Source organism: Flavobacterium sp. ALD4, from assembly GCF_002836475.1.
GTDB lineage: Bacteria > Bacteroidota > Bacteroidia > Flavobacteriales > Flavobacteriaceae > Flavobacterium.
On sequence record NZ_PJBJ01000022.1, the window covers coordinates 449,528 to 471,242 of the forward strand.

Annotated in this window: 15 protein-coding genes; 12 read left to right on the plus strand and 3 right to left on the minus strand. The window is 33.7% G+C overall.

Annotated features, from left to right (window positions below; genetic code table 11):
• Positions 1 to 105: 105 nt before the first annotated feature.
• From CXF59_RS02010 to CXF59_RS02025, 4 genes are all read left to right on the plus strand, one after another.
• On the plus strand, positions 106 to 4,545 hold the full coding sequence (locus tag CXF59_RS02010) for a translocation/assembly module TamB domain-containing protein (RefSeq protein ID WP_232758579.1): 4,440 nt from the start codon (positions 106 to 108) through the stop codon (positions 4,543 to 4,545).
• A gap of 491 nt (positions 4,546 to 5,036) precedes the next feature.
• Positions 5,037 to 6,023 carry a 6-phosphofructokinase gene (gene pfkA / locus CXF59_RS02015; protein ID WP_101136033.1) on the plus strand — a complete coding sequence of 329 codons (987 nt, stop codon included), beginning with the start codon at positions 5,037 to 5,039 and terminating at the stop codon, positions 6,021 to 6,023.
• A gap of 78 nt (positions 6,024 to 6,101) precedes the next feature.
• Complete coding sequence (gap, locus tag CXF59_RS02020) at positions 6,102 to 7,106, plus strand: type I glyceraldehyde-3-phosphate dehydrogenase (protein ID WP_101136130.1); 1,005 nt, start codon at positions 6,102 to 6,104, stop codon at positions 7,104 to 7,106.
• A gap of 125 nt (positions 7,107 to 7,231) precedes the next feature.
• Complete coding sequence (locus tag CXF59_RS02025) at positions 7,232 to 8,083, plus strand: N-acetylglucosamine kinase (protein WP_101136034.1); 852 nt, start codon at positions 7,232 to 7,234, stop codon at positions 8,081 to 8,083.
• A 75-nt stretch (positions 8,084 to 8,158) separates the two neighbouring features.
• Here CXF59_RS02025 and CXF59_RS02030 read toward each other — a convergent pair whose 3' ends face one another.
• Together CXF59_RS02030 and CXF59_RS02035 are read right to left on the minus strand one after the other, a co-directional pair.
• Complete coding sequence (locus CXF59_RS02030; protein ID WP_101136035.1) at positions 8,159 to 8,539, minus strand: RidA family protein; 381 nt, start codon at positions 8,537 to 8,539, stop codon at positions 8,159 to 8,161.
• A gap of 61 nt (positions 8,540 to 8,600) precedes the next feature.
• Positions 8,601 to 11,354 carry a putative LPS assembly protein LptD gene (locus CXF59_RS02035; protein WP_101136036.1) on the minus strand — a complete coding sequence of 918 codons (2,754 nt, stop codon included), beginning with the start codon at positions 11,352 to 11,354 and terminating at the stop codon, positions 8,601 to 8,603.
• Between the two features lie 82 nt (positions 11,355 to 11,436).
• Between CXF59_RS02035 and CXF59_RS02040 the strand changes: the two genes are divergently transcribed.
• From CXF59_RS02040 to CXF59_RS02075, 8 genes are all read left to right on the plus strand, one after another.
• Positions 11,437 to 12,603: an N-acetylmuramoyl-L-alanine amidase gene (locus CXF59_RS02040; protein WP_101136037.1), complete on the plus strand. Its 1,167-nt coding sequence runs from the start codon at positions 11,437 to 11,439 to the stop codon at positions 12,601 to 12,603.
• Positions 12,604 to 12,651: 48 nt separating this feature from the next.
• A complete protein-coding gene (locus CXF59_RS02045; RefSeq protein ID WP_101136038.1) occupies positions 12,652 to 13,608 on the plus strand; it encodes an MlaD family protein in 957 nt (318 codons plus the stop codon).
• A 14-nt stretch (positions 13,609 to 13,622) separates the two neighbouring features.
• The gene (locus tag CXF59_RS02050; RefSeq protein ID WP_101136039.1) at positions 13,623 to 14,960 is read left to right on the plus strand and encodes a (Fe-S)-binding protein; all 1,338 of its coding nucleotides are present in this window, start codon (positions 13,623 to 13,625) and stop codon (positions 14,958 to 14,960) included.
• 82 nt (positions 14,961 to 15,042) lie between these two features.
• Positions 15,043 to 15,834, plus strand: a complete 792-nt coding sequence (locus CXF59_RS02055) for a (Fe-S)-binding protein (RefSeq protein ID WP_101136040.1) — start codon at positions 15,043 to 15,045, stop codon at positions 15,832 to 15,834.
• Between the two features lie 49 nt (positions 15,835 to 15,883).
• Entirely contained in the window at positions 15,884 to 16,366 is a 483-nt protein-coding gene (locus tag CXF59_RS02060; RefSeq protein ID WP_101136041.1) for an ABC transporter ATPase, read from the plus strand.
• 14 nt (positions 16,367 to 16,380) lie between these two features.
• Positions 16,381 to 19,374: a glycoside hydrolase family 3 N-terminal domain-containing protein gene (locus CXF59_RS02065; RefSeq protein ID WP_101136042.1), complete on the plus strand. Its 2,994-nt coding sequence runs from the start codon at positions 16,381 to 16,383 to the stop codon at positions 19,372 to 19,374.
• Between the two features lie 99 nt (positions 19,375 to 19,473).
• Positions 19,474 to 20,643, plus strand: coding sequence for an N-acetyl-alpha-D-glucosaminyl L-malate synthase BshA (bshA, locus tag CXF59_RS02070; protein WP_101136043.1), 1,170 nt, complete (start codon positions 19,474 to 19,476; stop codon positions 20,641 to 20,643).
• 27 nt (positions 20,644 to 20,670) lie between these two features.
• On the plus strand, positions 20,671 to 21,099 hold the full coding sequence (locus tag CXF59_RS02075) for a protease complex subunit PrcB family protein (RefSeq protein WP_101136044.1): 429 nt from the start codon (positions 20,671 to 20,673) through the stop codon (positions 21,097 to 21,099).
• Positions 21,100 to 21,147: 48 nt separating this feature from the next.
• Here the strand turns inward: CXF59_RS02075 and CXF59_RS02080 are convergent, their stop codons facing one another.
• Entirely contained in the window at positions 21,148 to 21,654 is a 507-nt protein-coding gene (locus CXF59_RS02080; protein WP_101136045.1) for a hypothetical protein, read from the minus strand.
• Between the last annotated feature and the right edge of the window lie 61 nt (positions 21,655 to 21,715).

Here is a 21,715-nt window from a genome sequence, read left to right on the forward strand (position 1 = left end):
GCCGCTCTTTCCTAGGGCAAAATAATATTTTAGAAGAAAAATAAAACAATAATAGGTATCAAAAAAATCATTAAAATAACTTTTCGTTTCATTCTGGGGCTAATAGTGCTTTTACTAGTGCTCGGTATTGCTCTTTCCATACCTTATGTTCAGACAAAAATAGCGAAGCATTTTACAAATAGTATCAATAAAGATTTTGGAACAAATATTTCTATTGATGCTGTGCGATTATCTGTATTTGGAGGGGTGAAATTCAAAAATGTTTTAATATTGGATCATCATAAAGATACTTTAATTTTTTCTAAAATTGTAAACACTAATATCCTTGAAGGTAAAAAGATTCTTGATGGGGATTTAATTTTTGGATATGTTAGACTTGACGGCGTGCTGTTTAAAATTAAATTGTATAAAAATGAAAAGCAAACTAATTTAGATCAGTTTGTGAATGCTTTTGATAGTGATAAACCCTCAACAAGAAAATTTTTATTAAAAGTTGATAACGCCTCTATCACTGATGCTCATTTTAGCGTCATAGATGAAAATAAAGAAACTCCAGTTGACATTAATTTCACAAAATTAAATACGACTCTTAGCAACTTTTTACTCTATGGCCCTGATTTAAAGACAAAAATAGTTGAAATGTCTTTTCTGGATCATCGTGGTGTGTATGTTAAAAATATGAGTTCTGATTTTACGTACAGTAAAAAGAAAATTCAATTTAGCAACCTTGATTTATCCACTAAAGAATCAAATTTTAAGGCTAATGTGATTTTAAATTACAAGTCTGGTGATTTTTCACATTTCACTGACAAGGTGAGCTTTGATGTTAAAATCAAACCTTCTAAAATTGCTACCAACGACATAAGACATTTTTATGATGAATTAGGTAAAAATCAATTTTTTAAAATAAATGCTGATTTAAAAGGGCCATTAAATAATCTAAATATTAGGAACTTAAATTTAGCGGATTCAAATAATACTCGGATCAATGGTAGAATAGTTTTCAAAAATCTATTTGGTGACGCTAATCAGAAATTTTATATGAATGGGGATTTTAATAGGATGTCAAGTAGTTATGATAATTTAGTAACAATACTTCCAAATATTTTAGGGAAGAAATTGCCCAAAGAACTAAAAAAATTAGGAAGGTTTACTTTAGTTGGTAATTCTCAGCTAAGTACTAGTGCAATTGATGCTGATTTTTCAATGGTCACGGAATTAGGTATCGTAAAATCGTTCTTCAAGATGAAAAGTATTGACTTTATAGACGAAGCTTCTTATATGGGTAATATTGTTTTAGAAGATTTTGATTTGGGGTCTTTGTTAGAGCGTAAAGATCTGGGGAAAATCACAATGAATATTGACGTAGATGGTAAAGGGTTTACTGAAAAATATTTAAATACAGCGTTAAAAGGGGATGTTACTAAAATAGATTTCAATAGCTACACCTATACTAATATAGTGGTAAACGGTAATTTTAAAAATCCTAATTACAAAGGTCAGATCTCGATAAACGATCCCAATCTTAGTATGAACTTTGACGGTTTATTGGATTTAACCAATAAAGAAAATAAATATGATTTTCATATTGATGTTGAAAATGCCAATTTAAACAAGTTAAAATTAGTTAAAGATTCTGTTTCTGTATTTAAGGGAGATGTGGTGGTTCAGGTTACAGGGAATTCAATTGAAAATTTACAAGGAAACGTTTATATAAAAAAAACCTCCTATCAAAATGGGAAAGATACTTATAATTTTGATGATTTTAAGATCATTTCCAGTTTCGATGTGGACAGGGTTCGAACGATTAGCGTGAACTCCCCTGATATCATCGAAGGTAAAATTGTAGGGAAATTTCAGTTTAGCGAACTTGGGAATTTAGTTAAGAATTCTTTGGGAAGCTTGTACACAAATTTTAAACCAAACAAAGTTAGTAAAGGACAGTTTTTGAAGTTTAATTTTACGATTTATAGTAAAATTATTGAATTGTTTTATCCTGAAATTGCCATTGGATCAAATACCGTACTAAAAGGAAATATAAAGTCAGATACCCAAGAGTTTAAACTTAAATTTAATTCGCCACAAATTATAGCTTCCCAAAACACATTCGATAATATTAGAGTGTCAATTGATAATCAAAATCCCCTGTATAACGCGTATGTTGAACTGGATAGTATAAAAACTAAATATTATAAAGTCCGCGATTTTAGTCTTATTAATATAACGATGAAAGACACTTTATTCTTCAGATCAGAATTTAAAGGCGGAATAAAAGGAGAAGATTATTTTAATTTAAATTTATACCACACTATTAATAAGGACAACGATAATGTTGTGGGACTGAGTAAATCTGAAATGAAAGTTAAGGACTACCTGTGGTTTTTAAATGAAGAAGAGACACCTAATAACCAAATTGTTTTTGACAAGTCATTTAAAAACTTCAAGATAGACGATATAATATTATCTCACGAAGATCAGGCGATATCACTAAAAGGAACTATAAAAGACAGAACTAACAAGGATTTAAAACTAAGTTTTAAAGATGTTGATATATACAAAATAACACCCGAAGACGATAAGTTTGTATTTAATGGAAATATAAATGGAGATATTATTTTTAAACAAAATAACGCTGTTTATAAGCCCACAGCTTCATTGGTTATTGACCATATAAATATAAATAAGACAGATTTAGGTGATTTAAAATTTGATATTGAGGGAGACCAAAATCTGGAAAAATTCACAATAAATTCTTATTTAGAAAATGAAAATTTTGAATCGTTTAATGCTTTTGGGAATTTCCAAATTATAGAGAATGAAACAATGCTTGACATGAAATTGAAATTTGCTAAATTTGATTTAGGAATTTTAAGTTCACTAGGGGGTGATGTAATTTCAAATATAAGAGGACTAGTTAGCGGAAATGCGACGATTCAAGGTAATCTAAAAAAACCTGCAATTAATGGGCGTTTGTATGCTGAAAAAACCGGTTTGACAATTCCTTATTTACATGTAGACTATGAATTGAGCGACAGATCGATAGTCGATCTAGTTGATCAAAAATTCTTGTTTAGGAATAATGGATTGACTGATTCTAAATTTGGAACAAAGGGAACTTTAAACGGGATTATTGAGCACAATAATTTTGGAGACTGGAGACTAGATTTGGCGGTAAATACTAAAAGATTGGTTGTTCTAAATACTGTAGACAAAGAGGATGCAGCTTATTATGGTACTGCATTTATTGATGGTAATGCCACCATAAAAGGGCCGACGAATGGTTTATTCATTAAAGTAGAAGCAAAATCAGAGAAGGGTACTGAGATAAAAATTCCGATCAATTATGCAGAAAGCGTCAGTGATAATTCTTTTGTCCATTTTTTAACTGCTAAGGAGAAGTACAACATCCAAATGGGAATCGTTGAAGATACGAGGAGATATAAGGGGCTAGAATTGGAGTTTGATCTTGACATTACAGATGATGCAGAAGTGGAAGTGATTTTAGATCGGAATTCTGGACATGGAATGAAAGGAAGAGGTTTTGGTTCCTTACTATTTAAAATCAATACTTTAGGGAAATTCAATATGTGGGGTGATTTCCAGGCCTATGAAGGATCTTATAATTTTAAATATGGCGGTTTAATAGACAAGAAATTTGATGTCAAGAAAGGCGGGTCTATTTCTTGGGAAGGAAATCCAATGAAAGCACAACTGAATTTAGAAGCGGTCTATAAAACGATTGCAAACCCTGCAGTATTATTGGATAACTCATCATTTAACCGAAAAGTGCCAGTAGAAGTAGTTATAGGAATTCGTGGAGATTTAGCCAGTCCGGAACCGGATTTCAATATTGAGTTTCCAACAGTGAGCAGTGTGTTAAAATCAGAGATTCAATATAAGCTGAATGATAAAGATGTCAGACAAACGCAAGCACTTTATTTATTATCAACAGGTGGGTTTTTAAGTCCTGAGGGAGTCAGTCAATCTGATTTTTCTGGAAGTTTGTTTGAGACAGCCTCCAGTTTATTGGGGGGTATCATAAAATCAGATAATGAAAAATTCAAAGTTGGCCTTAATTATATTTCTGCAGACCGAAGAATAGGAAAGGAAACCGATGGAAGGTTTGTCGCGACGATTTCATCAAAAGTGAATGAAAGAATTACAATTAACGGAAAAGTGGGTGTTCCATTCGGCGGAATTAATGAGTCGGCAATAGTTGGGGATCTCGAGATTCAGTACAGAGTAAATCAAGATGGAACCCTTAATTTACGTTTGTTCAATCGTGAGAACGATATTAATTATATTGGACAGGGTATTGGTTATACTCAAGGAGTAGGTGTTACTTATGAAGTGGATTTTGATACATTTAAAGAATTAGTTAACAAGATATTTAAAAACCATAAATTAGGTGTAGAACCCAGGTATACTCAGGAATATCAGGATTCAAGCCTGGCTCCTGAATATATAAATTTCTCTAAGTCTAAGACTCCCAAAACTGAAACTCCCAAGAAAAATTATGAAGCAGTAATTCCAGAGGAGAATTAAAGCGATGCTACTGTAAAAATAACGTTAAACGACGTCGTTCCTTTACTTTGTTAAAAACGTAATGATAGCGATAAATCGCAGGACTAACACTACCCGTCTTGATCTCGAGTTGATAGTGGTTCGTTTTAGGTATTAAAAGGGTTTTTATTCATTACGATTATTTATTAGTTGTTTTACAGGAATATATACTGTTATAATAAGATTGTTTTTCTGTATTGCCCAAAAGTGGTTTTTCAAAAAAAGAATGAGTCAGAATCTCGTTGAAGTTATTTTGCTTTTAATGCTGTAAAGCTATCGTTTGTCCTAAATAATACCTAATCATCAAATAATATTTAAAAAAAATAACGTATGTATAAAAAAAACATCGTTTTTTGATTTTTTGAAAACTTATCAACGAAAACGTTTGAATTTAATTTACTTAACTAAATTAATAAAAACATAACGCTAAAAGTACATTATGTTTGTTAATTTTACGCTTTAATACTTAAATAATGCCAAAAACAATAAAAAAAGTAGGTGTTCTTACTTCTGGTGGAGATTCACCTGGAATGAATGCAGCCATTCGAGCTGTTGTTCGAACTTGTGCTTATCATAATATAGAATGTATAGGGATTTATAGAGGATATCAGGGAATGATTGAAGGAGACTTCAAAGAAATGGGACCTCGAAGTGTGAATAACATTGTAAATAAAGGAGGGACAGTTTTAAAATCTGCTCGTTCTCTTGAATTTAGAACTCCGGAAGGAAGAAAAAAAGCACATGACCATCTTGTAAAAGCTGGAATAGATGCTTTGGTCGTAATAGGGGGAGACGGAACTTTTACAGGAGGTATGATATTCAATACCGAATTTGATTTTCCAGTAATGGGTATTCCCGGAACTATTGATAATGACATATTCGGGACAAGCCATACTTTAGGGTATGATACAGCTTTAAATACAGTGGTTGAAGTAATTGATAAAATCAGAGATACTGCAAGTTCACATAACAGACTGTTTTTTGTCGAGGTTATGGGGAGAGATGCAGGACATATTGCTTTGAATGCTGGTATCGGTGCAGGAGCTGAGGAAATACTTATTCCAGAAGAAGATTTGGGTTTAGACCGATTATTAGAATCTTTACAAAAAAGTAAAGCTTCCGGGAAATCATCAAGCATCGTCGTAATTGCAGAAGGGGATAAAATTGGTAAGAATGTATTTGAATTAAAGGATTACGTTGAAGCTAATTTACCTGAATATGATGTTAGAGTTTCTGTTTTGGGTCATATGCAACGCGGTGGTTCTCCATCTTGTTTTGATAGGGTTTTAGCCAGTAGATTAGGAGTGAAAGCTGTTGAGTCATTATTAGAAGGTAAATCAAACTATATGGTTGGGTTACAAAATGATGCTATCTCACTAACACCATTGGAACAAGCTATAAAAGGGAAGACAGAAATAGATAGAGAGTTGCTTAGAGTCTCTGATATCATGTCGACCTAAATATAAAAACGAAGTTTATTGCGAGGAAATTAGACTTTAAAATGAAGGTTGGAAAAAATAAACAAAAAATTAATTAAGATGTCAAAAGTAAAATTAGGAATAAACGGTTTTGGAAGAATTGGAAGAATTGTTTTTAGAGAATCTTTTAATAGAGATAATGTAGAAGTTGTAGCAATCAATGATTTATTGGACGTAGAGCATTTAGCTTACTTATTAAAATACGATTCAGTTCACGGACGTTTTGCAGGAAAGGTAGAAGTTATAGACGGAAAACTTTTTGTAAATGATAAAAATATTAGAATTACAGCTGAAAGAGAGCCGGCAAAATTGAAATGGAATGAAGTTGATGTAGATGTTGTTGCTGAATGTACAGGATTCTTTACCACTAAAGACACTGCAAACGCACACATCATTGGAGGAGCTAAGAAAGTAATTATTTCTGCGCCATCTTCTGATGCACCAATGTTTGTTATGGGTGTAAATCATGAAAGTGCTAAAGCGTCTGATTTAGTAGTTTCTAATGCTTCTTGTACTACAAATTGTTTAGCTCCTTTAGCTAAAGTTATTAATGATAACTTCGGAATTGTTGAAGCTTTAATGACTACTGTTCATGCCACTACTTCAACTCAGATGACTACTGACGGACCATCTAAAAAAGACTGGAGAGGTGGACGTGCTGCTTCTGTTAATATTATTCCATCTTCTACTGGTGCTGCAAAAGCAGTTGGAAAAGTTATTCCTGAATTGAACGGAAAACTTACTGGTATGGCTTTTCGTGTTCCTACTACTGATGTTTCTGCAGTTGATTTAACAGTAAAGGTGGCAAAAGAAACGTCATACGAAGAGATTATGGCAGTTTTAAAATTAGCTTCGGAAACTACGATGAAAGGAGTAATGGGCTACACAGAAGATTTAGTAGTATCTCAAGACTTTGTTTCTGATAAAAGAACTTCTATTATTGATGCGAATGCTGGAATTGGTTTGAATTCTACTTTCTTTAAAATCATATCTTGGTATGATAATGAATATGGGTATTCAAGTAAATTGATTGACTTATCAGTGCATATTGCTGGATTGAAATAATCATAATTTAACAAAAATCCCGTTTTTAATTTTTAAACGGGATTTTTTATTTTTATCGGTGATTTAAAATAGACCAAATCTTTATTAGATTTATAAAAACGAGGAGATAACCAAAAACCAAAAAAATGAGATTAATAGTTGATAGCGGTTCCACAAAAGCCGATTGGATTGCAATAGACGATGATGGTAAAGTATTGTTTACTACACAAACATTGGGCTTAAATCCCGAAATTCTTGATGGCGAACAGATTATTGAGCGTTTAAACGATCGTTTCGATATTGTTCAAAGCAAAAAAAAGGCTACTCATTTATTTTTTTATGGCGCAGGTTGTGGAACAGATAGAATGAAATTAGGTCTGTCACAAGCTTTTCAAAGTTACTTTAGCAATGCAATTGTTTCAGTTGAAGAAGATACTTATGCAGCAGTTTATGCGACTACTCCACAAGGTCAAAAAGCAATTGTTTCTATTTTAGGAACCGGTTCTAACTGTAGTTATTTTGATGGTAAAGAATTACATCAAAAAGTACAATCATTAGGGTATATTATAATGGATGATTGTAGCGGTAATGTTTTTGGGAAAGAGTTGCTAAGAAAGTATTATTTTAATAAGATGCCAAAAGAATTGGCAGTTGAATTTGCAAAAGAATACAATGTAGATCCTGATTTTATTAAAAGTAAGTTATATAAAGAAGACAATCCGAATGCTTATTTAGCCACTTTTGCTAAGTTTTTAATTCAACATAAAGAAACAGAATTCTGCAGGAAGATTATCTTTAAAGGAATGAAGTCTTTTGTAAAAAACTACATTAAACAATATGATAATTGCAAAGAAGTACCAGTTCATTTTGTAGGTTCTATTGCTTTCTATTTAAAAGAGGAGTTACAAGAGACATTTGACAAATATGAATTGCAATTAGGTAATGTGCTTAGAAGACCTATTGATGGACTCATAGCCTATCATATTGCTAATAAATAAGGGAGTTCCAAAAATAAAATTCCAAATTCCAAGATCTAAAATTGGAATTTGGAATTTTATTTTGGAGTTTTTATATTACAGTATTGCGATCATAGAAATCTCTACATTTACATTTTTTGGCAAGCAGGCCACTTGAACCGTTTCACGAGCTGGAGCGGTTTTTTCGTTGAAATAAGAACCATAAATGGTGTTTATTTTCCCAAAATCGTTCATATCCATTATGAATATGGTCGTTTTAACGATATTTTCAAAAGTCATTCCTGCCGCTTGCAGTACCGCTTTCATGTTTTGCATTACTTGTTCTGTTTCTGCTTCAATCGTGTCTAGTACCAACTCTCCTGTTGCAGGGTTTATGGCAATTTGGCCAGAAGCATAGAGGGTATCTCCTCTAAGCACTGCTTGACTATACGGTCCTATCGGTGCTGGAGCTTTATCTGTAAAAATTATCTTTTTCATAAAAATTGTTTTTTGTTTTGCACTGAATTATTTTAATTGAAATCAATAGCGAAGGGTTGTGTTAACGCGTTGTATTTGTACTTCGTTTATCCCATTTGATATCACTTAGCACCCCTGATTTTATTCCGATAAAGAATCCCCAATTAGCATTTGTTCCAAAAGGGGTCCAATTGAAATCCATTCTCCAACTCAATAAGTCGCGTTCGAAACGCAGTTGAGTGAAGGTAACGCCATTTTGTACAAAATCATAACCGGTAGATATTCCTGCTTTCCACTTCGGGGTCAAGTCAGTGTTAGCTGAAATCATTATGGAATTCCCAATAATTTTTTTCTCTCTGTTGTTGTTTCCGTACGTTAGAGAGTAGGCAAAAGTCATGTCCCAAGGTAATTTGGAATTAAAAAACTCTGAAATTTTATCATCGCCCTCTTTTTCAGTACCATCAAATTGACTTTTACGAGTATCGTTTAAAACGGTGTTTGCGCCAAAAAGATCATCCTCACGACCACCATTTCTTTGACTTTGCTCGTTTGTATCTTTTTTGTTTTTGTCTCTTTCTGTGCTTGATATGGAATAGTTTAACGTCATATTGGCGCTTGTCATTCTAAATAAACTACCGCCGTTATCAATATTATAAATAGCGATTCTATTCCCGGAATTGTCAATTGCATAGGGGTCTAAGGTGGCTCCAAAGTTAACATTCATTTTATTTTGCAACAATTGTGTTCCCCCACTGACCCGGACCGGTGACCAGGCAAGTGTATTTAACCCGTCTGCGTCTAAATTGTAACTCGTGGACAGGTTTAAATTATTAAGCAGCATTATTTTTTTAGGTTCTACTTTAGTACTGTCTTTGTCCGTTATTTTTGCCTCAAAAGTATTGCTTAAATCGAATCCAAGGTTGTTAGAGTTACTTAATCCGGGTGCTCCAAAGATTCCGCCTTCAAACCTAGAATATTGTTTTATAAGCGTCCCGCTAGCGTCAGAAGCATAAGTATCATAATACTTCTCGAAACTTGGTGTGTAACCATAAGAAACAGACGGTCTCATGACGTGACGGATCGATTTTATTTTTTTGTCTTCACCAAAATTAAAGGTACCATAAATAGTGGTACCAACACTGGACGAAAAAGAATACGTTCTAAAAGCATCAAAGCCGCTTACAATTTTATCTACAACTTTACTCTGATCGGCATCATAATTTTTCTCAATCGTTTTGGCGTACCAAACTTCTTCGTAATTTAATGAGGTAGTAGCGCTAAAATATTTAAACAATTTGAAATTAGTACTTAAAGGAATGCTGTGTTGAACTCCCAACTTGGCATCTCTAAACATTTGTGGTTTGAAAAAAAGCGAATCAGTGGTGGTAATAGTATTTCGGCCATTTAAATTATATTGTAAATTGATATTCTTGAAAAAACCTTTTTTAATACCATCTTTCCCCACAAAGGGGTAAATTCGATCTACACTAAGCTGAAGGGTGGGTAAGGTCATATTAATAACTTCAGTTTGGGTATTTTGTGAATGGGTTGCAGACAAAGACATCCTTACCTGTGGTACTGTTTCGAATGTTTTAGAATAGGAAATCGATGAGTTCAACGTGTTATTGAGGTTAGAGCCAATATTAGCTTGATTTATCGATTGCCTAAAATACTTACTGCTTCCAAGATTTACAGATGCCGAAAAACTGGAATTTGGGTTTGCTTTCGAATCGCGAGAATGCGACCATTGCAAATTATAAATTTTTTGCTTCAAGTAGTCTGGATAGCCTCTTTCACTGGTGATTAAATTCTCAAATCTGAAGTTTAGATTACCTCGATAACTGTATCTTTTAGCATAGGACGATTCAAAACGCATTCCATAACTACCGTTTGTGTAATAGTCACCTAAAACAGTTAGATCATAATGATCGTTTAAAGCAAAATAATAACCTCCATTTTGCAACGAGAAGCCTCTATTATTCGAATCATTATAACTTGGCAAAATTATTCCAGAGATATTAGTTTCTTGGGTCATTGGGAAATAAGCAAACGGCAAAGCTATCGGAGTAGGGACGTCAGCGATTACCATATTGGTCAAACCGGTGATGACTTTTTTTCCCGGAATGAATTTGACTTTGTTAGTTTGAAAATAATATTCGGGATTATCTATATTTTTAGAGGTGGTAAAGCGAGCGCCCTTTAAAAAGTATACAGAATCATTTTCCTTTTTTGTAATTGCCGCTTTTATTTTAAATTCGCCTTGATCGGATCTTGAATTCCATATTAAAGCCTTTTGTGTCTTAAAATTGAATCGAATAGAATCGGGTTCTACTACATTTTCACCTTGCTTAAAATTAGGATACTGCGTGTATTTGCCTGTGGAGTCTTTAATTCTACCGGCATATACTTCATTCTTTTCGTAATCCATAACAATTATCCCTGCCTTTAACTCAACATCTTGATAATAAAGTTCCGCTTTATCGTATAAAGTAATCGTTTTTTTCTTTTGATCAATCGTTGCATACTGTGCGGCTTTATATTTAACTTTACCGTCAAGAAAAGCTTTTTTGGGCCTAATGGTATCTTTTTTGGGAAGGGTGTCCGTTTCGTTTCTAAGATCTGAAATTAATGCATTGTTTTTATCGATGACTAAAGACGAACTATCTGCATTTTTTTTAGAAGTTATAGCGGTCGTTTTTTTTGCTATATCTTGAGAATATAAATTACCATATCCCATTGCCAGGAAAAATGATGCTAAAACGATATTAAATAAGTTTGTCTGCAAAGGTTTAAATGCTATTTTTGTAAAATTATGGCTTGTTTTTTGAAGTGTCAAACTTACATATTATTTTTTGTCAAAAATAATCAAATAAGAAAATTAATAGCCGTAGTATTTTAATTAAATTAACCTTAGAACGATGCACACAATAAACAAAATTAAAGTAGTTTTTACTTTTTTTCTAAGTACGATCTCTTTTGTAACTTATAGCCAGTCTAGTAACTTTAAAGTAACCTTAGATGCAGGTCACGGTGGGCATGATTTTGGTGCAGTGTATAATGGACATGTCGAAAAAAATATTGCTTTGGCAGTTGTGCTTAAAGTCGGTAAGTTGTTGGAGGCAAATTCCAAAGTTGATGTTATCTATACAAAAAAGACAGATATTTTTGTTGATTTAGTTGAAAGAGCTAATATTGCTAATAGAGCCAATGCCAATATTTTTGTTTCTATTCATTGTAACGCCAACAGAAATACTGCTGCGGACGGTACGGAAACCTACGTGATGGGTATGAATAAGATTGCTTCAAATTTAGAGGCGGCTAAGAAAGAAAACTCTGTTATTACTTTAGAGAAAGATTACAAAAGAAAATATGAAGGTTTTGACCCCAATTCTCCTGAAACAATGATTGGAATGACATTGATGCAGGAGGAATATCTCGATAATAGTATTTCGTTGGCCAGTAAGATCGAAAATGCGTTTGAAGGACTTGATAAAAGAATAAGAGGAGGAGGGGTGAAACAAGCTCCTTTTATGGTACTACACAAAGCGTATATGCCAAGAGTTTTAGTTGAAATGGGATTTATTTCTAATTATGCTGAGGGAAATTTATTGGATTCAGAAGCAGGTCAGAATGAAATTGCTACCGCTATTGCTAATGCGATAATTAGTTATAAAAACGAATATTACGGAACTGGTGTTGCAGAAGCTCCTGAAGCGAGATCTTCTCAAAGGAATAATATAAGTGCTATTAAGGATAGTGCAGTCCCGGTTAAAGCAAAAATAAATTCAGATTCTGCTGATAATAGAAAACCAGTTTCCAAGCAAGATAATTCTGAGGTCCTCTTCAAAGTACAAATTTCCGCAAGTGGAAGAAAATTGGATTTGCAACCCAGAAACTTTAAAGGATTAAAAAATATATCTATGGACTATGAAAATAGTGTTTATAAATATATGTATGGTGAAACTACTGATTATGATGGATCAAAAAATCTTTTAGAGGAAGCGAAGGCAAGAGGATATAATTCCGCTTTCTTGATTGCTTTTAAAAACGGGAAAAAGATTAGTATTCAAGAAGCCATCAAATAGTTAGAAGTTCAATTATTTTATATTAAATTTGTACAAAATACTTACAGTTTGAAATTAACACGAGAAATTAAGACTGCAGTTTTAGTAATTGCGTCTATATTATTATTTATTTGGGGTTATAGCTTCTTAAAAGGGAAAGACCTGTTAAGTAGCTACACGACACTTTATGTCGAATACGAAACAGTGGAAGGCTTAACTTCCTCTGCGTCTGTTACACTAAACGGTTTGGAAATAGGTAGAGTAACTCATATTACGATAAATGAAAAAACGGGTAATTTGTTAGTCGAACTACAAATTAAATCTGATTTTCCTATTTCAAAGTCAAGTATTGCTGCAATTTATGAGCCTGGTTTTATCTCCAGTAAGCAAATCGCTATTGAGCCTAATTTTAAAGACAAAGTCGTAGCGGAAGAAGGTGATACACTAAAAGGAGAAATTAGATTGGGGCTTACTGATAAAGTAGGGGACAAACTAGTTCCGCTTCAAGAAAAATTAGATAAGATTATGGCTAATGCCGATGTTCTTATCACTGGAATCAATAATGTTTTAGATAAGAAAGCACAAGAAGATTTGAGAAAGAGTTTAGCTGAATTAAGTAAGACAATGGAGCAGTTTCATAGGGCTTCATTGAGTATGAATACCATACTTGATGATAATAAAACTCAGATAAAAGGAGTTGTAACCAATTTCAATAAGATATCAGGTGATTTTTCTAAAATTTCAGATTCTTTAAATAAAGCTGATTTGGGTAAAACGGTCAGAAATCTAAACAAGACATTAGCGCAAGTGGATGGTATCATGAATGGGCTAGAATCTGGAAACGGGACAATGGGTAAATTGTTGAATGATGATGCACTATATAATAACTTGTCTAAAACTTCAAAAGAATTAGAGCTCTTACTGCAAGATGTGAGACTTCATCCTACTAGATATGTAAACGTTTCTCTTTTTGGAAAGAAAGAGAAACCTTATAAAGCCCCTGTAAACGATACTATTTCAAAATAAAAAAACTAGCAACTATGAGCTATTTAGACAATATTTTATTTGCCCTATTATTAATTATCGGGTTTGGTTATTTTTTCGCCAGCTTAAAAAAAATAAAAAGAAATATCAATCTGGGTATAGACGTAGACAGAAAAGATAACCCAAGGGCTCGCTGGAAAAATATGGCCATGATAGCGATGGGGCAGTCAAAAATGGTGAAAAGACGCGTAGCCGGAATCATGCATGTCATTGTTTATGTGGGTTTTATAATTATCAATATTGAGTTATTGGAAATAATAATTGACGGTTTATTTGGAACTCATCGAGTATTTGCCTTTTTAGGGTCTTTTTATGATGTGCTAATTGCATCATTTGAAATACTCGCTGTTTTAGTATTATTAGCAGTTGTAGTTTTTTGGCTTAGAAGAAATGTCATAAAGTTAAAAAGATTTGTAAATAAGGACCTATCAGGTTTCTCTAAAAACGATGCCAACTATATTCTTTATTTTGAAGTTGTATTAATGACATTGTTTTTATTGATGAATGCAACTGATTTACATTTGCAAAATGTACCAGGAGGCTTTTCTCATTTTATAAAAGCAGGTTCTTATCCTATTAGTCAATTCATTGCACCTCTATTTAACGGAATGTCAAATGAAATCGTGATGATTCTTTTTGAAGCGTCTTGGTGGTTGCATATCGTTGGTATTTTAATTTTTATGAATTATTTGTATTTTTCAAAACACCTTCACATTTTATTGGCTTTTCCAAACACCTATTTTGCGGATTTAAACCCACAAGGGCAATTCGATAATTTGGAAGCAGTAACTAAAGAAGTTAAAATGATGATGGATCCTAATGCTGATCCATTTGCAGCAGCGCCAGCACCTGCTGAGGGTGAAGTTTTGGCTAAGTTTGGAGCCAGTGATATTCAAGATTTGAATTGGGTTCAACTGTTAAACGCATACACTTGTACGGAATGTGGTCGTTGTACTTCCGCTTGTCCGGCAAATATAACGGGTAAAGAATTGTCTCCACGTAAGATTATGATGGATACTAGAGATAGAATGGAAGAAGTAGGGAGAAATATTGATGCCAATAAAGGCGTTTTTATTCCAGACGGTAAATCATTATTAAATGACTACATTACACCAGAAGAATTGTGGGCTTGTACCTCTTGTAATGCATGTGTTGAAGAATGTCCAGTTAATATTAGTCCGTTATCTATTATTATGGATATGCGACGTTATTTAGTTATGGAGCAAAGCGCGGCACCAACACCGGTAAATGCGATGATGACTAACATAGAAAATAATGGAGCTCCATGGCAGTACAATCAGCAGGATCGATTGAATTGGAAAAATGAAAATTAATTTTTTCAAAGTTGAGACGGTTATTTATTTAACCACTTGTAAAATAACAGGTTAGTTAGCTAACTGAATAAAAAATTAAGAAATGTCAGAGAATTTAATAGTGCCAACAATGGCGGAAATGCTAGCTCAAGGTAAACAACCTGAAGTATTGTTTTGGGTAGGTTGTGCAGGTAGTTTTGATGATAGAGCAAAAAAAATAACAAAGGCCTTTGTGCGGATTTTGAATCGCGCAAACGTTCCTTTTGCGGTACTTGGTACGGAAGAGAGTTGTACTGGTGATCCGGCAAAAAGAGCAGGAAATGAGTTTCTGTTCCAAATGCAAGCAATGATGAACATTGAAGTTCTGAACGCATATGAAGCTAAGAAAATAGTCACTGCCTGTCCTCACTGTTTCAATACTTTGAAAAATGAATATCCGGAATTGGGTGGGAAATATGAGGTGGTACATCACACTGAATTCTTAAAGTCATTATTGGATGACGGAAGACTGACAATAGAAGGAGGGCAATTTAAAGGCAAACGAATTACTTTTCATGATCCCTGTTATTTAGGAAGAGCTAATAATGTATATGAAGCCCCAAGGGAGCTGATTCAGAAGTTGGATGCAGAATTAGTGGAGATGAAACGTTCTCGTGCGAATGGACTATGTTGTGGAGCAGGAGGCGCTCAAATGTTTAAAGACGCAGAACCAGGAAACAAAGAAATTAATATTGAAAGAACGGAAGATGCATTAGAGACAAAAACAGACATAATTGCTGCAGGATGTCCTTTTTGTAATACGATGTTGACAGATGGTATTAAAAATAAGGAAAAAGAGGGTGATGTAAAAGTGATGGACATTGCGGAATTAATTGCAAATGCTCAAGATTTATAGAAATTTAGATTTAAGTCTAGAGTTCAAAATTTAAAAATAAAACAAAGAAATGTACATACCATTTGAAAATTTACCGGAAGAATCTAAAATTTGGATTTATCAAGCAAATAGAAAATTTTCGGATGCCGAATTTGCTGAAATTGAAACTTCTTTACAGGCCTTTCTAGAAAATTGGGCTGCACACGGAACTAGTTTGGTGTCTTCTTATCAACTAAAATACAATAGGTTTATTATACTAGCTGTGGATCAGGATGTTCAGGCTGCAACGGGTTGTTCAATAGATTCTTCTGTCGAATTCATCCAATCTTTGGAACAGAAATACAAAGTGGATCTGTTAGACAAAATGAATGTTACTTTTAAATTAGGAGAGCATATTGCGCATAAGCCATTAATAGATTTTAAAAAAATGGTAAAAGACAAGGCAGTTACTGAAAACACTATTGTTTTTAATAATCTGATCAACAATATTCAGGAATATAATGAATCTTGGGAAGTTCCAGCTATCGATAGTTGGCACAGTCGATTTTTCTAAAACGTAATACTTTAATGAAAAATACAGGCATCAGAATTAGTTTTCTTTATGTCTTATTTTTTTTTATAACCAGTTGTATTGGGATAAAAAATAATAAGCCTAAGGTAGTATTTGTCCATATCCCTACCGAAAATAACGATTTGGTAATTGACAAATCTCAAAAACCTCCTACGCTTTTTGAAATTTCAAACGATGGAAAAAAATGGGTAGATAGTATTTATAATGCTATGACATTTGACGAAAAAGTAGGCCAATTATTTATGGTGGCTGCCTATTCCAATAAAGATAATGAGCATTACGATGCTATCGAGACACTCATCACAGAAAATAAAATTGGAGGACTAATCTTTTTTCAAGGAGGACCTGTACGTCAGGCCAATTTGACAAATCGCTACCAATCCAAATCAAAAATACCGCTATTTATTGGTAATGATGCCGAATGGGGACTTAGTATGCGTCTCGATTCAACTTATACCTATCCATGGAACATGACTCTTGGCGCGGTGCAGGATATGAAATTGATTGAGAAATTGGGTGCCCAGATGGGAGAACAAAGCAAGAGACTTGGTCTGCAATTTAACTTTTCTCCTGTATTGGATATTAATACGAATCCTAAAAACCCTATTATTGGTTTCCGTTCTTTTGGTGAAGATAAGTATAAAGTTACGGAGAGAGCCATTGCAATGATGAAGGGTATGCAGGGAAAAGGAGTGTTTTCTACAGGAAAACATTTTCCAGGTCACGGGGATACCGAAACTGATTCCCATAAAGGATTACCAACAGTTAATTTTTCTAAGCAAAGGTTAGAGGTAATGGAGTTCTATCCCTACAAAAAAATGTTTGAGGAAGGGCTTGCCTCTGTTATGGTCGCGCATTTAAACGTACCGAGTCTAGAGTCCAAACCAAGTTATCCCTCTTCTATTTCTTATAATGTTGTCACAAACGTGCTTCAAAAGGAATTAGGCTTTCAAGGACTTATTTTTACGGATGCCTTAAACATGAAAGGGGTAAGCGAATTTAGTACTCCGGGACAGATTGATTTACGTGCTTTTCTTGCGGGTAATGATGTTTTATTATTTCCGGAAAATGTACCGCTAGCTTTAGATGTTTTCAAACAAGCTTATCAAGATTCGTTATTTACGGATAGCAGACTGGCTTTATCAGTAAAGAAAATTCTTAAATTTAAATATTACGCAGGCTTAAATGCGTACAAGCCAATTGAAATTAAAAACTTGTATAAAGATCTTAATTCTACTAAAAATGAGGCGCTAAATTATGAATTGTATGAGAACGCGATTACTGTTCTGAAAAATTCTAATACTGTTTTACCAATTAAAGATTTATCAAATCAAAAGGTCGCCTATCTAAAAATGGGAGATGCAACAAACAATACATTTGTTGCTACATTAAAAAAATACACGGAAGTAACTGAAATTGCTGATGACAATCTTGAGAATTTACAATCAAAATTAAGCGAATTTACAACTGTAATTATTGGTTACCATAAATCAGATATAGCTTGGAAGAGTTTTGATTTTAGCCAAACAGAATTGCAAAAAATAGCGTTTTTAGCTAAAAATAACAATGTAATACTTGATGTTTTTGCGTCTCCTTATTCTTTGATTTCCGTAGATAGTTTTACTGATGTCGAAGGCGTTGTGGTTTCGTATCAAAATGGCCCCATTGCGCAAGAAGTTTCTGCAGAATTGATTTTTGGCGCTATTGAGGCTAAAGGGAAATTACCCGTTACTGTTACTGCCAATTTTACCGCTAATTACGGGCTTTCGACAGAAAAATTAAATGTTTTAGGATTTACGGCAGCAGAAAACGTTGGAATGAATCCTTTAATTTTGGCTAAAATTGAACCGATAGCACAAAAGGCAATCGATGGAAAAATGGCTCCAGGAATGCAGATTTTAGTGGCAAGAAAAGGAAAAGTTATTTACCAGAAGTCGTTTGGACACCAGACTTATGAAAAGGGATCAAAAATTACCAATACGGACCTGTATGATGTTGCTTCTTTAACAAAAATATTATCTACGTTACCCAATGTAATGCTGCAATATGATCAGCAGAAAATAAATATGGAAACTACTTTAGACTCCATGCTTCCTATTTTTAAAAATTCTAATAAACACGATATACACTTTAAGGAGCTCTTGTCCCATTATGCCAGATTACAACCTTGGATTCCGTTTTATAAAGCTACGGTAGATAAAAAAGGTAACCCTTTGGATAAATACTATAAAAAGAAGTCAGAGGCACAGTTTTCTACAAAAGTGGCTGATAGTCTTTTTTTACGAAATGATTACCATGATACTATTATGAAGTTAATTGCAGAGAGTAGGCTGCTTCCTCAAAAAAAATACAGATACAGTGACTTCACGTTCATCATTCTAAAAGAGTATTTAGAAAAAGCTACCGGTAATAAACTAGATGTTTTAAGTACGGAGAATTTTTATAAACCGCTTGGAGCAAATAACACGATGTACAATCCATTGCAAAGAATAGCTAAAGGAAGGATTACTCCAACAGAAATTGACAGCTATTTCCGTCATCAGATTATACAAGGATATGTTCACGATATGGGAGCTGCAATGGAAGGCGGTATTGGAGGACATGCCGGAATTTTTTCAAATAGTATGGATGTGGCTAAAATAATGCAGCTTTATTTACAAAAAGGAAATTATGGGAATAGGCAATATTTCTCTGAAAAAACATTCAATGATTTTAATACCTGCTATTTTTGTGCGGAAGGCAATAGAAGAGGAGTAGGCTTTGATAAACCTCAGTTAGGGGACAAGGGCCCCACTTGCGGCTGTGCTTCCATGACCAGTTTTGGACATACTGGGTTTACGGGGACAATGGCTTGGGCGGACCCAGAAACGGAAATCGTTTATATCTTTTTATCCAATAGAACATTTCCCGGAGATACCGGAAATAAATTATCAAGAGAAAATATTCGAGAAGACATTCAGGAAATAATTTATGAAGCTATCGAACAGTAATGCATTAGACTAAAGCAGATGCCCAGTAAAAGATTTCTTTTGCCCTTTTAAAAAATGGCGTCTCTATTTTACTTAATTTCGTTGCATTAAAACAGATACATGAAAATTGCAATAGTTTGTTACCCGACCTTCGGTGGAAGTGGAGTTGTCGCTACAGAGTTAGGACTCGAATTAGCTCGTCTTGGCCATGAAGTTCACTTCATTACCTACAGTCAACCTGTTCGTTTGGCATTGTTAAATCCCAATGTGCATTATCACGAGGTTAACGTTCCTGAGTATCCGTTATTTCTCTATCAACCATATGAATTAGCGCTGTCGAGCAAATTGGTTGACATGGTTAAACTCTATAAGATTGAAATTCTGCATGTGCATTATGCTATTCCTCATGCCTATGCAGGTTATATGGCTAAGCAAATGCTGAAAGATGAAGGCATTGAAATACCTATGGTAACCACACTTCACGGAACAGATATTACTTTGGTTGGAAATCATCCTTTTTATAAACCGGCAGTAAGTTTCAGTATCAATAAGTCAGATATAGTAACATCAGTTTCACAAAGCTTGAAAGAGGATACCTATAAGTTATTCAACATAAAAAAAGATATTCATGTTATACCTAATTTTATAGAATTAGATAAGAATATTCAAGATCCCGATATTTCATGTCGCCGCTCTGTAATGGCTAAGGAAGACGAAAGAATCATTACCCACATCAGTAACTTTAGAGAAGTAAAACGAATTCCAGATGTTATCCAAATATTTTATAAAATTCAAAAGGAAATTCCTGCTAAACTAATGATGGTAGGTGATGGCCCTGAAAAAGAAAAAGCGGAATATCTATGTCAGGAATTAGGTATTTTGGACAAAGTAATCTTTTTTGGAAACAGTAATGAAATCGATAAAATTTTAAGTTATACTGATTTGTTTTTGTTGCCGTCTCAAACAGAAAGTTTTGGTCTGGCTGCATTAGAAGCCATGGCGTGGGGAGTCCCGGTGGTATCTAGTAACTCAGGTGGTCTCTCTGAAGTAAATTTTGAAGGAATTTCAGGCTACTTGAGTGATGTTGGGAATACCGATGAAATGGCTGAGAATGCTTTGAAAATATTGAAAGACGATGCTACTCTTTTAAAATTTAAAGAAAATGCATTGTCTGTCGCACAAAAGTTTGACATTAAAAATATTTTGCCGTTGTACGTCGACTTATATCAAAAGGCAATTAAGAAATATTCCAAAAAGAATAAGTTTTTAAGCCAATCCAAAAGGGAATAAACCTTTGAATCAACATAAACTAACTCAATGAAGAAAATCAGTTTTTTGTTTGTTATTTTTTTATTAGTTTCATGTGGCGCTACAGCTACAAAAGTGACGGTAAAAAAGCCTTTGTTTGAAGTATTGACGCAACAATCTGATGGTGGCGGTAACATTAATTTCTACGAGATTTTGACTGAATCAAATGAAATAAAGATGTTGCAGAATGATAAGAAGCTGAGAAATAAAATCAGTGCCCTTGATGTTCAAAAATCAAATTTTGTCATTTTGAATATGGGTGAAAAAAACACGGGAGGTTATTCGATAGGAATTGAAAGCGTAGTGGAAACCAAGGAGAATATAATTATCAATGTCAAAGAGAGTAGTCCGGAGCCTGGCTCTATGGTTACTCAGGTTATTACTTATCCGTTCTGCGTTGTCAAAATTAATTCTAAAAAAGAAATTATCATTAAATAAAAAAAGGCCACTATTTCTAGTGGCCTTTTTTATGTATGCAGTATAATATTAGAATTGGTATTTAAGACCCAAAGCAATATCAGAACCGTAATTGTTTTTGTAATAACCATTACCACCAAATTCTGGTCTGAAATCTAGAGAGATCAACAATGGAATATCAAAGTTATATTCAATTCCTATATCCCCTGCAGCAAAAGCAAATGTATCGTTATAATGATTGTTATTATTGTCATCATAACTGTAACGTCCTAAACCACCACCAACACCTGCGTACCAGTTGAAGCCACCATCGATGTTCCATACCCATTGGTACAAAGCAGCTAGTTTAATTGCGTTGTCATCATAACTATTATTATTGTAGTCTTTTCTATTTCTCCAACCCAAATCAAGTTCAAGTCTATTGTTACTTCCCAAAGCTCTTTGGTAAGTAATTTCAGTTCCAAAACCTCCACTGTCTCCTAAACGTAAACCTATTGCATTTTTAGAGATGTCTTGTGCCTGTGTGCTAAATGCTAATCCAATTAACATAAAAGCTGATAAAATAATTTTTTTCATAAATAAATATTTGTTGGTGCAAAGTTACAACGAGATCTTAACGAAAAATTTATATTATAAT

What these genes read in the sequence shown, in the direction of transcription:
- CXF59_RS02040 (WP_101136037.1), top strand. Translation starts at nt 11,437, where the DNA reads ATGCACACAATAAACAAAATTAAAGTAGTTTTTACTTTTTTTCTAAGT.
- CXF59_RS02075 (WP_101136044.1), top strand. Translation starts at nt 20,671, where the DNA reads ATGAAGAAAATCAGTTTTTTGTTTGTTATTTTTTTATTAGTTTCATGT.
- CXF59_RS02055 (WP_101136040.1), top strand. Translation starts at nt 15,043, where the DNA reads ATGTCAGAGAATTTAATAGTGCCAACAATGGCGGAAATGCTAGCTCAA.
- bshA (WP_101136043.1), top strand. Translation starts at nt 19,474, where the DNA reads ATGAAAATTGCAATAGTTTGTTACCCGACCTTCGGTGGAAGTGGAGTT.
- gap (WP_101136130.1), top strand. Translation starts at nt 6,102, where the DNA reads ATGTCAAAAGTAAAATTAGGAATAAACGGTTTTGGAAGAATTGGAAGA.
- CXF59_RS02065 (WP_101136042.1), top strand. Translation starts at nt 16,381, where the DNA reads ATGAAAAATACAGGCATCAGAATTAGTTTTCTTTATGTCTTATTTTTT.
- CXF59_RS02060 (WP_101136041.1), top strand. Translation starts at nt 15,884, where the DNA reads ATGTACATACCATTTGAAAATTTACCGGAAGAATCTAAAATTTGGATT.
- CXF59_RS02050 (WP_101136039.1), top strand. Translation starts at nt 13,623, where the DNA reads ATGAGCTATTTAGACAATATTTTATTTGCCCTATTATTAATTATCGGG.
- CXF59_RS02080 (WP_101136045.1), bottom strand. Translation starts at nt 21,654, where the DNA reads ATGAAAAAAATTATTTTATCAGCTTTTATGTTAATTGGATTAGCATTT.
- CXF59_RS02025 (WP_101136034.1), top strand. Translation starts at nt 7,232, where the DNA reads ATGAGATTAATAGTTGATAGCGGTTCCACAAAAGCCGATTGGATTGCA.
- pfkA (WP_101136033.1), top strand. Translation starts at nt 5,037, where the DNA reads ATGCCAAAAACAATAAAAAAAGTAGGTGTTCTTACTTCTGGTGGAGAT.
- CXF59_RS02030 (WP_101136035.1), bottom strand. Translation starts at nt 8,539, where the DNA reads ATGAAAAAGATAATTTTTACAGATAAAGCTCCAGCACCGATAGGACCG.